Origin of the sequence: Aquimarina aggregata, assembly GCF_001632745.1 — a bacterium.
Lineage (GTDB): Bacteria > Bacteroidota > Bacteroidia > Flavobacteriales > Flavobacteriaceae > Aquimarina > Aquimarina aggregata.
The window spans coordinates 16,364-31,258 of sequence record NZ_LQRT01000017.1; the positions used below are offsets into that span (position 1 = coordinate 16,364).

General features: G+C 32.0%; 12 protein-coding genes. 6 read left to right on the forward strand and 6 right to left on the reverse strand.

All coding sequences use genetic code 11. From position 1 onward, the window contains the following. Window positions 1-142: 142 nt before the first annotated feature. From AWE51_RS15085 to AWE51_RS15100, 4 genes are read right to left on the reverse strand one after another with little or no spacing between them, the layout of a single operon-like run. Window positions 143-1,171 (reverse strand): carboxypeptidase-like regulatory domain-containing protein, encoded by a 1,029-nt coding sequence (locus tag AWE51_RS15085; protein ID WP_066314906.1) that lies wholly within the window; start codon window positions 1,169-1,171, stop codon window positions 143-145. Further along, window positions 1,158-2,966, reverse strand: a complete 1,809-nt coding sequence (locus AWE51_RS15090) for a GNAT family N-acyltransferase (RefSeq protein WP_066314908.1) — start codon at window positions 2,964-2,966, stop codon at window positions 1,158-1,160. Before AWE51_RS15090 ends, AWE51_RS15085 begins: the two co-directional genes overlap by 14 nt. A gap of 52 nt (window positions 2,967-3,018) precedes the next feature. After that, window positions 3,019-4,272, reverse strand: a complete 1,254-nt coding sequence (locus AWE51_RS15095) for an aspartate kinase (RefSeq protein WP_066314910.1) — start codon at window positions 4,270-4,272, stop codon at window positions 3,019-3,021. A 16-nt stretch (window positions 4,273-4,288) separates the two neighbouring features. Beyond that, window positions 4,289-4,768 (reverse strand): GNAT family N-acetyltransferase, encoded by a 480-nt coding sequence (locus AWE51_RS15100; RefSeq protein ID WP_066314912.1) that lies wholly within the window; start codon window positions 4,766-4,768, stop codon window positions 4,289-4,291. Window positions 4,769-4,945: 177 nt separating this feature from the next. On the opposite strand from AWE51_RS15100, the gene fbp reads away from it, so the two are divergent. The 5 genes from fbp to AWE51_RS15125 all read left to right on the forward strand — a co-directional run bounded on the left by fbp (window position 4,946) and on the right by AWE51_RS15125 (window position 9,408). After that, window positions 4,946-5,944, forward strand: a complete 999-nt coding sequence (gene fbp, locus AWE51_RS15105) for a class 1 fructose-bisphosphatase (protein ID WP_066314914.1) — start codon at window positions 4,946-4,948, stop codon at window positions 5,942-5,944. Window positions 5,945-6,174: 230 nt separating this feature from the next. Further along, on the forward strand, window positions 6,175-6,528 hold the full coding sequence (locus tag AWE51_RS15110) for a fructose 1,6-bisphosphatase (protein WP_066314918.1): 354 nt from the start codon (window positions 6,175-6,177) through the stop codon (window positions 6,526-6,528). Between the two features lie 18 nt (window positions 6,529-6,546). Next, complete coding sequence (locus tag AWE51_RS15115) at window positions 6,547-7,371, forward strand: cell envelope biogenesis protein OmpA (protein ID WP_066314919.1); 825 nt, start codon at window positions 6,547-6,549, stop codon at window positions 7,369-7,371. After that, window positions 7,358-7,852 (forward strand): Rab family GTPase, encoded by a 495-nt coding sequence (locus tag AWE51_RS15120; RefSeq protein ID WP_066314920.1) that lies wholly within the window; start codon window positions 7,358-7,360, stop codon window positions 7,850-7,852. Before AWE51_RS15115 ends, AWE51_RS15120 begins: the two co-directional genes overlap by 14 nt. An 11-nt stretch (window positions 7,853-7,863) precedes the next feature. Next, window positions 7,864-9,408, forward strand: a complete 1,545-nt coding sequence (locus AWE51_RS15125; RefSeq protein ID WP_066314922.1) for an ATP-binding response regulator — start codon at window positions 7,864-7,866, stop codon at window positions 9,406-9,408. Between the two features lie 33 nt (window positions 9,409-9,441). On the opposite strand, the gene AWE51_RS15130 is transcribed toward AWE51_RS15125, so the two are convergent. Together AWE51_RS15130 and AWE51_RS26535 are read right to left on the reverse strand one after the other, a co-directional pair. Then, a complete protein-coding gene (locus AWE51_RS15130) occupies window positions 9,442-9,873 on the reverse strand; it encodes a tellurite resistance TerB family protein (protein ID WP_066314925.1) in 432 nt (143 codons plus the stop codon). A gap of 357 nt (window positions 9,874-10,230) precedes the next feature. Next, entirely contained in the window at window positions 10,231-10,374 is a 144-nt protein-coding gene (locus AWE51_RS26535) for a hypothetical protein (protein ID WP_157766114.1), read from the reverse strand. Window positions 10,375-11,243: 869 nt separating this feature from the next. On the opposite strand from AWE51_RS26535, the gene AWE51_RS15135 reads away from it, so the two are divergent. Next, entirely contained in the window at window positions 11,244-14,393 is a 3,150-nt protein-coding gene (locus AWE51_RS15135; RefSeq protein ID WP_198403833.1) for a fibronectin type III domain-containing protein, read from the forward strand. Window positions 14,394-14,895: the final 502 nt, after the last annotated feature.

The window sequence follows — 14,895 nt, forward strand, 5'->3', positions numbered from 1 at the left end:
ATTACTAAGTACTATTATTTATACTAAAAAATTAGAATTTCATTTTTAAAAACCAGGGGATATTTCGACCAACTGCTCAAAAATACTATAAACAACATTTTTATAACTCAAATTTAAGATCTGAGTTGTTTTTTTCATTACTCTATTGAGCTTCAAAAACATAGTCAAGGGGTAGTAAAGTCCCTATTTTAAGGCTACCCATATATCCATCAAAAATAACACCGGTGGGAGGTGAATAATTCCCCATTTTATCTATTAAAAAATTACCTTCAGGCACTTCAATTTTAGTTCTTAGTTTTTGATCATATAAAATACTAACAACATTTAATGCCATTTCAACTTTTGTTAGCATTCTTTTTTTTCTAGTTATGGTAAAAAAAGCATAAGGATCTCCAGCAAATCCATTATGAAAAGCTCTAAATTTATTTTCAGCTAGTGTTTTTGTAGCAAGTGCTCGCATAAAATGCAAGCTAGATCCTTTATAATAGGTTTCTCTATTTTTAATATGTTTAGCTAATGTTTTTTTTCTTAATTCTTTAAAAAAAGGAGTTCCTGAAAAATAACTCAGATTCTTTTTTATAGTATCATTTCCAAATTGTAATTCGAAATCAAATAGAGTATATAAAATTTCATATCCCAGTAGTTTGTTACGAATTTTTAATGGCACACTAGCACTTCCATACAGTACTTTCTTTTCAACATTATAGTGCAGTTCAATATCCTTTTCATTAATAATCTTACATTTTTCTTGAATCCTATAATCCCCTAAAAAATACTTTCTAAAATATCGTAGTTTACGGCTTCTACTTAGTGGGTCTTTTTGTAATACAACGGCCTCTAATTCCTCTACTTGTGGTTGTAAAAGAATATGTTCGTACTCTTTATTCAATATCATCTGAGAATCCAATAGTTTAGTTTGGTAACCCAAATATGATATGATTAAGGTGTTATTTGCTATTTGATCAAATTTTATATAAAATTTTCCTTTTTCATTTGTTATTGTGCCATTAGTAGTACCATCTAAGTATACGACTACACCTACTAAAGGTTCTTTGGTTACCTGATCATAAATAACTCCTTGAATGTCTTTTTGAGAATATAAAAAAAGTGTAGAAAAAAATAAAATGAGTATAGCTATCGAGTTCTTAGGTAAGTAATTATTTATCTCCATTTTTAAAATACTTCTGCTCAAGTTCGGCCTGCAACTCCTCCATAACAGGTTTTACAGTGCTATCGGGCAGATCTGCTATACGTATATACATTAATCCATCTACAGCATTATTAAATAGTGGATCGACATTAAATGCTACAACTTTGGCATTTTGTTTAATATATTTTTTCATTAAAACAGGAATACGCAGACTTCCTGGTTCTACTTCATCAATGATTTTATCAAACTTATTTAGATCACTCTTACTTTCATCAAAAACAAAGTCTTTGTCTGCATCTTTCAGTTTTACTTTAAATTCTTTTTTAGGTCTCACATATTGTGCCACATATGGATCATAGTAGTGAGATTTCATAAATTCTATCATCAACGATTTAGTGAAATTACTAAACTTGTTGCTTATACTCACTCCACCTATTAAATATTTATGCTCCGGAAAACGTAGAGTACAGTGCACAATTCCTTTCCATAATAAAAATAATGGCATCGGACGTTGTTGGTATTCTTTAATGATAAATGCACGTCCCATTTCTATAGATTCATTCATCATTTTATGTAACTCTGGTTCGAATCTAAATAGATCTTGAAGATAAAAACCATCTATCCCCCAGTTAGCATATATCTCTGAGCCCATACCCATACGATATGCTCCTACTAAGGTTTTAGCCTTATTATCCCATAAAAACATATGATGATAATATGCGTCAAACTCATCAAGATCAATAGGATTATTAGTTCCTTCTCCTATTTCTCTAAAGGTAATTTCTCTTAACCGACCTATTTCATGTAAAATAGTCGGAACATCTGTCTTTTTAGCCAAGAAAACCTCATAGTTCTTACTTATGAGAAGCCTTTTATCATGGTCTCTACAATATTGTAACTCTGACTCTATAGTTTGTGTATTACCTTCTCCTGCTATTTGCTTTGGTGATTTGGGTAATTTTAAATTTTGCGGAATAGATTCTCTCAACGTTTTTTTCTCAAAAGGATTCGCCAACATATACGTTTTCTTTCTCAAGAAATTTGTGAAACCTTCTAGATTAGTATGTTCTTCCTGGTCCTTTATTGAAATTGGATTTCCTATTCGCACTTTGATTACCTTATTCTCCTGCGAATAGAGTTCGCTAGGTAATTTTGCAGTTCTTAAATTACTACTAATTGATGCCAATTGGTAAAATAACCTACTGTTACGAGCATGAAAATATATTGGTATTACCGGAACCTTTGCTTTTTGAATCAATCGCATTGCACTAGGCTCCCAGGCTTTATCAACATAGTTTTTTCCTTCTTTAACTGTAGATACTTCTCCTGCGGGAAAAATACCCAATGGCTTTCCTTCTTTGAGATGTAAGATTGAATCTTTGATCCCTTTAAGACTAGATTTAGCATCTTTTCTGTCTTCAAAAGGATTAACAGGCATTATATAAGGTTGTAAAGGTTCAAAATTATTAAGTAGAAAATTGGCTATAATTTTGTAATCCTCACGATGTTCTAACATCAATTTAAGCAACAAACCACCGTCAAGACCACCCAAAGGGTGATTTGATATCGTAATAAATGCACCTTCCTTTGGTAATCGCTTTAAATCTTCCTCTGGTATTTCAAAGGTAACACCATAGTGATCTAGAGTCTTATCAATATACTCTATACCTTCTAAATGACTTAATTTATCGTAATCGCGATTAATCCTCGATATTCTAGTAATTTTTAAGAATATCCAACCAATACAGGTGCCTATAAAACCAAGTTTCTCTAGTTTGAGCCCCATGGCTACTTCTCTTGCTGTGACTATAGGCATTAAATTCAATTTGCGCTAACTGCAAATATAGCAAAATCCTTGAATTGAAATACTAATCCAAGGCAACCATTTGATAAGTCTCTCTTGTGATTTGCTTTAGTAAAATACTCTTATTTTTCTCTAAAGAATCTATGGCATCTTTGGTAAAGTGACGCACTGTATAAAGTGAAACCCCTATATTGTATGTAACTTTAAACCTTGCTTTCAGGATTGGTAAAAGTTCATTAAAGTGATTAAATCGATCGTCTAAGCATACCGAAAAGCTAATAGCCGAATTTTGAATTAAATCTACTTTTAGCTGATATTCATGAAGTAAGTTAAAAACTTCACTAATCATATTTTCGACAATAAAAGAAAAATCAAGAGACGAAAGAGATACCAAAATCTGATTTTTCTTAACAATATAACAAGGCATATAAGGATCTAAAGGCTGTCCTTTCTTTACTGAAGTACCTGCACTTAAAGGATCCAAAAATGATTTTACATACAATGGTATTTCTTTACGTTGTAGTGGTTGTATCGTTTTAGGATGAATTACAGATGCTCCATAAAATGCCAATTCTATGGCCTCACTATAGGAGATATGAGATAGCAGGTTTGTATTTTCAAAAACACGGGGGTCTGCATTTAAAACTCCGGGTACATCTTTCCAGATACTAACACTATTTGCACCTAAACAGTATGCAAAAATACCCGCAGTATAATCACTTCCTTCTCGACCCAATGTAGTTGTAAAATTATGAGTATCAGATCCTATAAACCCTTGAGTAATACTAAGCCCTTTTTTATTTATTTTCGTAACAATACAATCTTGCGTCTTTTGCCAATCCACCTCTGCATCTCTATAAACTTGATTTGTCTTAATCAAATCTCTTGCATCTATCCATTCGTTGGTATACCCCTTATGGTTTAGATATTCGCTAATAATTGTAGTTGCAATTAACTCCCCATAACTTACCGTTTGATCGTAGATAAAATCATATTGATTTGATTTATTTCTGATCAGCATAGTTTGTAAGTCCTTGAATAGTGCTTCAACTTTTGTAAAAACAGGATAGTGTTGGCTGTCAAAAAGAGCATCTAAGATATCAACATGAAAATCATGCAAGTCTAAAATATTCTTTTTGTATGCTACGTCGGTATCTACATACAAAGCTACTATTTCTTCTAGAGCATTTGTAGTTTTACCCATTGCAGATACAACGATAACAAGTTCAGAAAATCCAGTCGTATCAAGAACATTAACGACATTTTTTACAGCATTGGCATCTTTTACAGATGCTCCACCAAATTTAAAGACTCTCATTTATATTGGACTAAAATTATAAATCAGAGATAAATGCATTAACACCACCTTGATCCATTTGTACCAAATACCAGTCCTTTAAAAGTGTAGCGCCACTTTTTTCATAAAAATCTATAGCATTTTGGTTCCAATCAAGAACTACCCATTCTACTCTACGCACTCCCTTTTCTTTTGCATATTTCATGACTTGGGCATATAAAGCACTACCTAACCCAGTGCCTCGCATAGATTCCTTAACGATTAAATCTTCTAAATGTATCGAACGTCCTTTCCAAGTAGAAAAGCGAAAATACACCAAAGCTATCCCCACTATTTTTTTATCCACTTCGGCTACAAAACAATGAAAAAGAGGTTGTTCACCAAAACCCTCTGTAATTAATTCATCAACCGTTACCTCTACAGCATCTGGTTCTTTTTCAAAAGTTGCTAATTCCTGGATTAACTCAAGAACCTGACCCATATCTTCTGGATTAGCATCCCGTATTATATAACTCATAAGACAAAATTTTATCAAAACTATAAAATATGTATTAGAAACTAGACAATTTTCTAATGTTATACAATTACTTTTTATCTTTTTGCAATTCTTAATAGGGTTTAAGAATTTAAACTTCCGAAAACGTTATAGTTATTTAAAAAATAATACTTTTGTACCAACTAAATTTTACCATAAATGGCCAGAAAAAATCAAACTTTAGGAGAATTTATAATTGAAAACCAAAAAGACTTTCCGTACGCAAGTGGCGAGCTTTCACGATTAATCAACTCCATAAGATTGGCCGCAAAAATGGTAAATCACGAAGTAAACAAAGCTGGTTTAGTTGATATTACTGGTGCTGCTGGAGAAACTAACATACAAGGTGAAGATCAACAAAAGCTTGATGTATTGGCAAACGAAACGTTTATTAATACCTTAACAAATAGAGAAATTGTTTGTGGAATTGCTTCTGAAGAAAATGATGAATTTATTACCATAAAAGGTCAAAAAAACGATCACCGCAACAATTATGTGGTCTTAATGGATCCATTAGACGGTAGTTCTAATATAGATGTTAATGTATCTGTAGGAACTATATTTTCTATCTATCGTAGAGTAACGCCAACAGGAACTCCTGTTACTATAGAAGATTTTTTACAACCTGGTAACCTTCAGGTTGCTGCGGGATATATTATTTATGGAACTTCTACTATGCTGGTATACACCACTGGTCACGGAGTTAATGGCTTTACTTTAAACCCAGCCTTAGGGACATATTATTTATCGCACCCAAATATGAAGTTTCCTGATGATGGTTCTATTTATTCGGTAAATGAAGGAAACTATATTCATTTCCCTCAAGGAATTAAAGATTATATCAAATATTGCCAGGAAGAAAAAGAGGATAGACCTTATACTTCTAGATATATTGGTTCTTTAGTTAGTGATATTCATCGCAATATGATTAAAGGAGGTATATACCTCTACCCTAGTACTTCTAAATCTCCTAACGGAAAACTTCGTTTGCTATACGAGTGTAATCCAATGGCTTTTATTGCAGAACAAGCTGGTGGAAAAGCTAGTGACGGATATAGACGTATCATGGATATAAAACCAACAGAGCTTCACGAACGTACCCCTTTTGTTTGCGGAAGTAAAAATATGGTTGAAAAAGTAGAGTCATTTATGGATTAACTCTGAACATCATTATACATAATGATTGATAATACACAATAATAATTGTAAATTTACAGCCTAAAACAAATTCTCCCCCTTAAGCCTAAACGAAAAACGTATACTTTAGTTAGGACTAAATGTAATTTTAAGTTGATATTAGCAACTTTATTTAGCAATGAAGCCCTCTTTTAACATTTTTATGTTAATTTTATGTAGTGCTCAAATTAGAATCAATTAAATACACTAAAATGGCCAAGGAAAATAAAGCTGTCCAAGAAGAAAAACTAAACGATCCTTCATCAAAAATTGAAGCGATCAAAAACCTTATTTTTGGAGAAAATATTGCCGCATATAATTCTGAGTTTGATAATGTAAAAAAAGATATTTCTTCAAAAAAGAAAGAACTTGAAGATTTTATAGATGAAACCAGAAAAGAATTAAATCAGGCGATTGATAATTTAAGTACTGATATTAATATTAGAATTACAGAATTAGAAGATAATCTGGCAGATAAAGTAGAGATGCTTGACACTAAAAAAGTAGATAAAAATACATTAGGGAATCTACTGATCACTTTGGGCGAAAAAATTAGCCAAAAGTAATGCTGCTATCCTAACATTATGGAAGATCAGGACAAACTCGAAATACTTAAAAAGCTTCTTCTTACCGAAGAAAAAGAGTTTGCCGATTCTATTGCCGAAAAAGTCGAAGAACTTAGTAAAATAGTACATCAAAAACAGGAACTTTCGCACAAGGTTGATCCTATTATTGATGATAAATTAGAGCAATTTGTCGAAGAAATTCCAAAAACACTAGGACCAACGATTACCGAGGCCTTAAAAGAAGAGATTAAAAATTCTCAAGACGCAGTTGTAGAAGCATTATTCCCAATCATTGGTAAGATGATTAAAAAATATATTGCTCACGAAATGCGATTGCTAAGTGAAAATATCAACAGAAAAACCAAAGCCGCATTCTCATTTAAAAACTGGTTTCGCAAAACAAGAGCTAAAGCACAAGGTATTACCGAAGGAGATCTTATTCTTTCTGATTATGCAAAACCAAGATTAATGCAAATGTTTGTTATTGAAAAAAACTCCGGTATATTGCTCGCAGATTACAGCCCTTTGTCGGATGGTACAATTGACAAAGAAATGGTTGCTGGTATGCTTACAGCTATTAAAAGTTTTGTAGAAGATGCTTTTGAAGGAGGAGATCAGGACTTAGAACTTATAGAATATGAATTATATACGATACATATACAAAACTTTTACTCATATTATGTGGCAGCAGTAATTTCTGGCGCATATAGTATGATGTTTAAAGAAGTATTAGAAGATCAAATTTTAGATTTTGCGCAACATAATATCTCTAATAAAGAATTAAAAAACAGCGCGCTTTTTACCCAAAAATTAAAAAAACATTTTGCAGATGACATTGTCTAAAAAAGTAGTAATCTTAGGACATTTTGGCGTTGGAAAAACGTCTCTTTTTAGGCGTATAATAGATAACGAATTTTCAGAAGAATATAAAGTTACACTTGGCGTTCAAATTAAAAAGAAAATGATTACACTACCTGATGGTAGAGAATTATCAATGATTCTATGGGATACAGAAGGACACTCTAATACAGTAGAAGACACCCGAAAATCATATCTATTAGGATCGCATGCTTTTATTTATGTGTTTGATTTAACACGCGAGGATACGTATAAAAATCTAAATCAAGATTTAGAATATCTTACAAAAAATTATAAAAACGTTACTGCTAAAGCCATCGGTAATAAATTGGATTTGGTTAATGAAAAAGAAATTAAAGCTCAGTTAAAAGAACAAAACATTCCGTTTGACTGCCTAACCAGTGCAAAAATGAATAAGAATGTACAAGATTTCTTTTCTGATTTAGCATCAGAATTAGCAAAATAAGGCAGGATAGTATGAACAATCAGATAGAAACGTATCAATTTAATCCGCAGGTACAAGTTACTAAGGTTGCATATGATGGCAGTATTCAAGAAACTGATACTACGCTCTTCAACTGGTCAAAAGGAGCATCAATTTACGATGCCCATCCTTTTTTTGAAATCTTAAAAACGTTTGACGAGGCTAATGGTTTCGATCGCAAACAAGAATTAAACTTTCCATGTATTCATATAGAAGATGTAAATGCTGCTCGCATTTGTGATCTTACCATACAGCCAGATGCTAAACACATTACGATCTTTCTTTATGACTATACCAATAAATACCGTGATTTAAACCGAATAGCACAGCAAAGAAATGAGTCTATTTTAATAGGTAGAGAGTTAGAACTAAAGAATAAATATTTAATAGAAAAAGAAGAATTTAAAAATAGTTTTATTGCGAATATTAATCACGAAATCAGAACACCATTAACCAGTATTCTTGGGTTTGTAGAGGTTTTAGAAAAAACGCAATTAAATTTTGAACAAGAAGAACTCTCACGCATCATAAAACGAGAAAGCCTACATCTAAATGCACTTATAGATGATATGGTTGATATCTCTAAAATAGAATCCGGTAAACTAAAAATTGTAGAGGAGCGTTTTGCATTTCAGGATTTAATCGATGGATTTAACGAAACCTATGCTAAAGTTGCACAAGAGAAAGGGATACTTTTTGAAACTGAAATAGAATCTAGTATTCAAGAATATGTAATTGGTGACAGAACACGAGTATATCAAATCTTAAATAACCTTATTAATAATGCTTTTAAGTTTACTGAAGAAGGTAAAATTAAGTTTACCGTTAGTAAAAACTATCAGCGCACCAATAAGCTAAGTCTTAGCTTTAGAATTGAAGATACTGGTATTGGCATTCATGAAGAAAATGTACCTCATCTTTTTGAACGATTTACACGTTTTAATCATGATAAGCAAATCACAGGAACAGGTCTCGGTTTAGCCATCGTTAAAAATTTGGTGGACCTACTAAACGGAGAAATAAAAGTAGAAAGCGTACCTGATATAGGAACCATTTTTAATCTTAAGCTTCCTTTTAAATTTGAGGTTACCAAAAACACAACAATAGAAAGAAAGAAGAAAAAATATAGCTTACCTAAAAGCAAAAATAAATTTAGGATACTACTCGTAGAAGACGAAGAGATCACACAGTATCTAGTCATGAAAATACTTATTGCCCAAAGCACCTACTTTGTAGATATTGCAATTAATGGGGAGCACGCGATTAAGTATATCGAACGTCGTAAATATGATTTAATCTTAATGGATCTTACCATCTCTAAACTTGATGGTTTCCAAACCACACAGATGATTAGAAATAATTATGGTGACAAATTTATTTCTGAAGTACCTATCATTGGATTCTCGGGCAAGGCAGATAACAATGCAAGGGATAAATGCATACGATCTGGTATGGATGATTTTATTGCCAAACCTTTTGAGCAAGAAGAATTACTCTATAAAATCACAAAACAAATAGCAAAAAAAGCTGCCGAGTAGGCAGCTTTTGTTTTTATGATTAAAAAACAGAAATTATCTGTTCATATTCTTGATTTCGTCTATAAATGTATCTATATCGACACCGCCATCAACAAGTTTTAAGGCTTTATCCACAACATATTTAGCATTATCAGCATTAAATCCTAATCCGATACTTAATTTTTCTAATAATATGACTTGTTCATCACCTTTTATATTATCTGCATATACCATTCTGGCAAGATCAAATAAACGCTCTAATCGCACGTCATAGCTTGTAGGTGGGTTTATAGGATGTGTATTATAATCCTTAAGAATTTCTTTATAATCATTTTCAGATATATCTAGTCTACGCGCTAGTCTATCTAAAAAGGCCCTCTCTTCATCTGTAATTACACCATCACTCATTGCTACTCTAACAATTGCAGCAAAATGATCCTGATTTCGCTTCTGAAATCCACTATCAAATAAATCAGATATTGACATCATGTATTTTTGTTTAATTTGCCGCAAATATAACTAAACTCTACTCCTTTTAAAATTTAAAATCATTGTTTTTTAGTATCCTTAGGTTCGTGATATTTTGACAGACAATTTTTTACAGGTTTTTAGGCAAGTTCTATCAATAAACCTAGCACATACAATTTAAAAAAAGAGAGTGCTCGGATTTATAATCCGAGCAAGTGAAACAGTTATTATATCGCAACAGATTACAAATCTGAGTTATCTGGCCGTACTATCATAAAAAAACAGCCATATGTAAAAAACCTATAGCTGTTGTATTTTTTCCTAACCTATACCTATCACTAGTCTACGACTAGTCATCGAGGTTTGGATTATATTTTAATTGGATTTTTTCTTAGATGTAGCGACTTCAATTTTACTATAACTAAGGCTTACGTTTTCTACTGGATCACCATCACCATTTGTACCACCGTAAATAGATCTTGTATTCTTAATTTTGAATGCTGCAAATTTTTCTAACATTGTCTTATCTTTTAAGGATTATCAAATAAATATAATAAAATCCAAATGACTTAAATAAACTATTCTTAAGTAATTATTCTCTAGTCGGAGCAAGTCTCTGGCTAATGATATAAGAGACTATAACAACATATGAAAAAACCAGCTACATCGCTGTAACCGGTTTCTTTCTTTTATTTCTCACTCATACTCAAGCACGGAAAACATTTCCGCGCTAGCATATCCGAGCGATCTGAGCAAGTCTCTGGCTAGTGAAACTTACGTAACACAGAAACCATTTACCCGCTATCTGGTCTGCTTATTAATTAGTATTTTCTTACTCATACCACTCACTTATCACCGCCACTTGTCATAAACATAATGGTAACGATCACTCTAGTGGTAGCAGGTCCTCTAAAGACCTTTACTCCTTATATTAAATATTCTAAAAAAGTTATAGAAGATTAATTAATATCAATACATACAAATTATTACTCCAAGAACACATATTATTATTTAAAACTCATCGATAATAAAAGTCATCATCTTATTTTTTTTTAAAGTATTAGGCTTAATAAATCCTTAACCGTAGTACTATAATTAATTCAGATGTTTTTTGGATTTTATTCACAATAGATTAACTTTTAAAACATCAAAATGTACTTTAAAATATTTTTATTGCGCTTTCCTAAACAACCTTAGCCCTAAAAAATGAACTACCTATCTTTCTAATCTACACCGATGAAAATTAAAAGTAATAATCACATTGTAGAATAAATACTTACTCTAAACACTCTATTTTAAGATACTTCATTCGTCATAATCTTTGAAAGAGATAAATCTCATAATTTTTAAACTTAACCAATAACATCAAAATGAAAAAACAAATCAAAATGAAAAAAATTTTTTACTATTTTGTATACTCCATATTTTTTATAGCGCAAGCATCACATGCTCAGAGCATTTATGTATCCAAATCTGGTAATGATAATAATAGCGGCTCTTCTCTTAATACTGCCCTTCGAACCCTACAAAAAGCCATTGATAATGCTAACCCAGGAAACACTATCCTTGTAGCTGACGGAATCTACAATGAAAAAATCACGTTTAAAGAAAAATCAAATTCAAACAACACAAATTCTTATATAACACTTAAAGCATCAGGCAATAATGCCGTTATATCTGGTACCGGGTTATCACCTTCTGGAAGACAAGGACTTATTACCATAGAAGATTCTAATAATATAAAAATTATTGGTTTTGAAGTTAGAGATTTTCAAACTTCGAATAGCGGCCAAACACCTATAGGAATCTTTATTACTGGTACCTGTTTTAATATTGACATTATTCAAAACAAAATACATGACATTAAACATTTAAGCATTTGCCAAGATCCTTGTCCGGTAGGAGCACATGGTATTGGTGTTTTTGGTAATACAATAGGAGGAATCAAAAATGTAGTCTTTCAAGATAACGAGGTATATAATAATATACTTCAAAGTAGTGAAGCCTTTGTATTAAATGGTAATGTATCCTCTTTTATTGTACAAGGCAATTATGTACATAATAACAATAATATAGGATTTGATTTCATAGGCTACGAAAAGGAGTGTGAAGAATGTATAAATGATACGGATAGAGCACGTAATGGACTGGTAAAACAAAATATTGCTGAAAACAATAGTTCTGGTAACAATCCTTGGTATAATAAAGACAAAAGTGCCGGAGGCTTTTATGTAGATGGTGGGACCAATATTATTTTTGACCGGAATATTTCTAAAGGCAACGATTTAGGATTTGAGTTTGCAAGCGAACACAATGGAGAACAAACAGAAAATATAATTATGTCTAATAATGTGATATATCAAAACACTCAAGTAGGCGTAGCCATGGGAGGGTATTCTTCAAATGGAACCGGTAGTGCCAATAATATATATATCATAAATAATACCTTTTACAAGAATGATATCGGTTGGGGAACCGAAATCACATTTCAAAATAGAGTGCAAAACACTATAATAGCGAATAATATTATTTTTGGATCCTACAGTGTTGGAGAAAACTATGAAGGTATAAACAAGGATGGCAACGGTAATATTACATTTAAGAAAAATTTGTGGTGGGGTAATTCTACTAGTGGACAAAATAATTTACCTGGTAGTCCTATAGTTGCCAACCCAAAATTTAAGAATGTTGCCAATTTTGATTTTAGCTTAAATTCGGATTCACAATCTATAAATAATGGATCACGGGAAGGTGATATATCAAACTGGGGAAGTTCATTTTGGCAGAATCTGTATCCTAACGGTATCCCTTTGATGGGACCAACTGATTTTAATGGAGAAAATAGAACTGTAGGTCCGGTAGATATAGGAGCATATGAATTTTCAACAACTACTTCTACACTACCTTTACCTCCTTCAAATCTTATAGGAATTTCAAATACTGCTAATAGCCTTTTAATAAACTGGACTGATAATGCGAATAACGAATCCGGATATCGAATAGAAAGATCATTAACCGCAAATTCTAATTTCAAGCAGATTGGCACAGTAGACATGGATGCAACTTCTTATCAGGATGATAATCTAAATCCAAATACAACCTATTATTATAGAGCTAGAGCTTATAATGATGTTGGGTTTTCTGAATATAGCAATGTATTAAAGTTGACCACAAAACCAGTTCAGGTTTCTCTTCCTGAGCCTTGGAACAACAGTGACATAGGTAATCCTACTATTTCAGGAAACGCTTCTTATGCAAATGGTGTCTTTACTATAAAAGGAGCGGGTGCTGATATATGGAATAATTCAGATCAATTTCATTATATATATCAATCACTAAGCGGAAATGGAGAAATTATAGCTAAAATTAACGCTATTAGCAACACTAATAATTGGGCCAAAGCTGGTGTTATGATTAGAGAAACTTTAAATCCAGAATCTAAACATGCTATGTTGGCAGCAAGTTATTCTGAAGGTATCGCTTTTCAGAGGAGAACATTATCCAACAGCTCTTCAACCCATACTGGAATTGCTGGTAGCACTCCTGTATGGCTTAAACTAATAAGATCCGATGCAACTTTAACAGCATATCACTCTATAAATGGAACGGATTGGATAAAAGTAGGCGAAGATGATATTAATATGGCTGATGATATCTATATAGGCTTAGCAATAACCAGTCATAATGAACAAGCTATATGCACTGCAACTTTTAGTAATGTGTTAGTAAAAAACAATACTAATGAGACACAAATTACTATTGATGGCAACAATAGTGAATGGAGTAATGTAGAATCTATTTCAATAAACGGTACGGGAGGTCTAACATCATTAAAAGCATATGATGATGAAAATTATATTTATCTTTTGGCGCAAGGTTCAATAAATACCAACTATATATTTTTTCTTAATACGGATAATAATACAACGACAGGTTATCAAAATGGGCTTTGGTCTCCAGAAGGTAGCGATTATAGTATAGAAAACGGAAAATTATATCAATACACGGGAGGTGGAAATAACTGGAGTTGGGATTTAAAAGATTCTTCTTCAATTTCTGCAGTTAAAAATGGTAGTATAATAGAACTTAAAATTGCTAAAACTACACTCTCCAATCTTCAAAATATTATAGGAATTGGATTAGATATTGAAAATAACTCATGGAATACAGTAGGTACATTACCTAAATCTGGAACTCCTCTTGCTTATTATACATTTCAGAATACTTTTAATAGATTCAAAACAGAAATTAGAAGCATGTCTACCTTTAAAGGGTTATACCCTAATCCATTTTCTAGTAAAGGTAAAGGTATAGATATAGACATTACAACCAATAACCCCACTAAAACATCTGTTACGATTTTTAATATGCAAGGTAAACAACTGAAAAAACTGAGATCTATACAAAAGGCCCAAAATGTATATGGTTACTTTTGGAATGGAAAGAACAAAAAAAATATACCTTTACCTGCTGGAATTTATCTAGCCAAAATAAAACTAGATGATGAATTTAAAACGATCAAAATCATCAAAAACTGACTTAGTTTTTCGTCGTTAATCCATTATTACGACGAACCTTTATCAATATTTGAAATTAAACAAAACCTCTTAAAAGAATTTTTAAGGGGTTTTTTCTAATATTTAAAATGCAAGTCTCTACTGCTATTAGTCTATAACTAGTCCTTCATATAGTACTACACCATCATAAAACAAAACAACCACCTATCTCTAGATGGCTGCCTATTAATTAGTATTTTCTTACTCATACCACTCACTCATTACCGCCACTAGTCACAGACATAGTGGTAACGATCACTCTAGTGACAGTGAAACGTATAAAAACCAGCTACATCGCTGTAACTGATTTCTTTCATATATTTCTTACTCAAACTCAAACACGGAAAACATTTCCGCGCTAGCATATCCGAGCGATCCTTTAGATTAGCATTTATATATTTTATGGTTAAATTAAGTTGTAAAATTTAAAAGAACGGAGTGAACTTTCGAGCGATCTAGTATTAAGGCTCTAACCCGTATTAGT

Bases quoted from the DNA above. Each gene is read 5' to 3' on its own strand.
- AWE51_RS15085 (WP_066314906.1), bottom strand. From the start codon at position 1,171: ATGGAGATAAATAATTACTTACCTAAGAACTCGATAGCTATACTCATT.
- AWE51_RS15090 (WP_066314908.1), bottom strand. From the start codon at position 2,966: ATGCCTATAGTCACAGCAAGAGAAGTAGCCATGGGGCTCAAACTAGAG.
- AWE51_RS15095 (WP_066314910.1), bottom strand. From the start codon at position 4,272: ATGAGAGTCTTTAAATTTGGTGGAGCATCTGTAAAAGATGCCAATGCT.
- AWE51_RS15100 (WP_066314912.1), bottom strand. From the start codon at position 4,768: ATGAGTTATATAATACGGGATGCTAATCCAGAAGATATGGGTCAGGTT.
- fbp (WP_066314914.1), top strand. From the start codon at position 4,946: ATGGCCAGAAAAAATCAAACTTTAGGAGAATTTATAATTGAAAACCAA.
- AWE51_RS15110 (WP_066314918.1), top strand. From the start codon at position 6,175: ATGGCCAAGGAAAATAAAGCTGTCCAAGAAGAAAAACTAAACGATCCT.
- AWE51_RS15115 (WP_066314919.1), top strand. From the start codon at position 6,547: ATGGAAGATCAGGACAAACTCGAAATACTTAAAAAGCTTCTTCTTACC.
- AWE51_RS15120 (WP_066314920.1), top strand. From the start codon at position 7,358: ATGACATTGTCTAAAAAAGTAGTAATCTTAGGACATTTTGGCGTTGGA.
- AWE51_RS15125 (WP_066314922.1), top strand. From the start codon at position 7,864: ATGAACAATCAGATAGAAACGTATCAATTTAATCCGCAGGTACAAGTT.
- AWE51_RS15130 (WP_066314925.1), bottom strand. From the start codon at position 9,873: ATGTCAATATCTGATTTATTTGATAGTGGATTTCAGAAGCGAAATCAG.
- AWE51_RS26535 (WP_157766114.1), bottom strand. From the start codon at position 10,374: ATGTTAGAAAAATTTGCAGCATTCAAAATTAAGAATACAAGATCTATT.
- AWE51_RS15135 (WP_198403833.1), top strand. From the start codon at position 11,244: ATGAAAAAAATTTTTTACTATTTTGTATACTCCATATTTTTTATAGCG.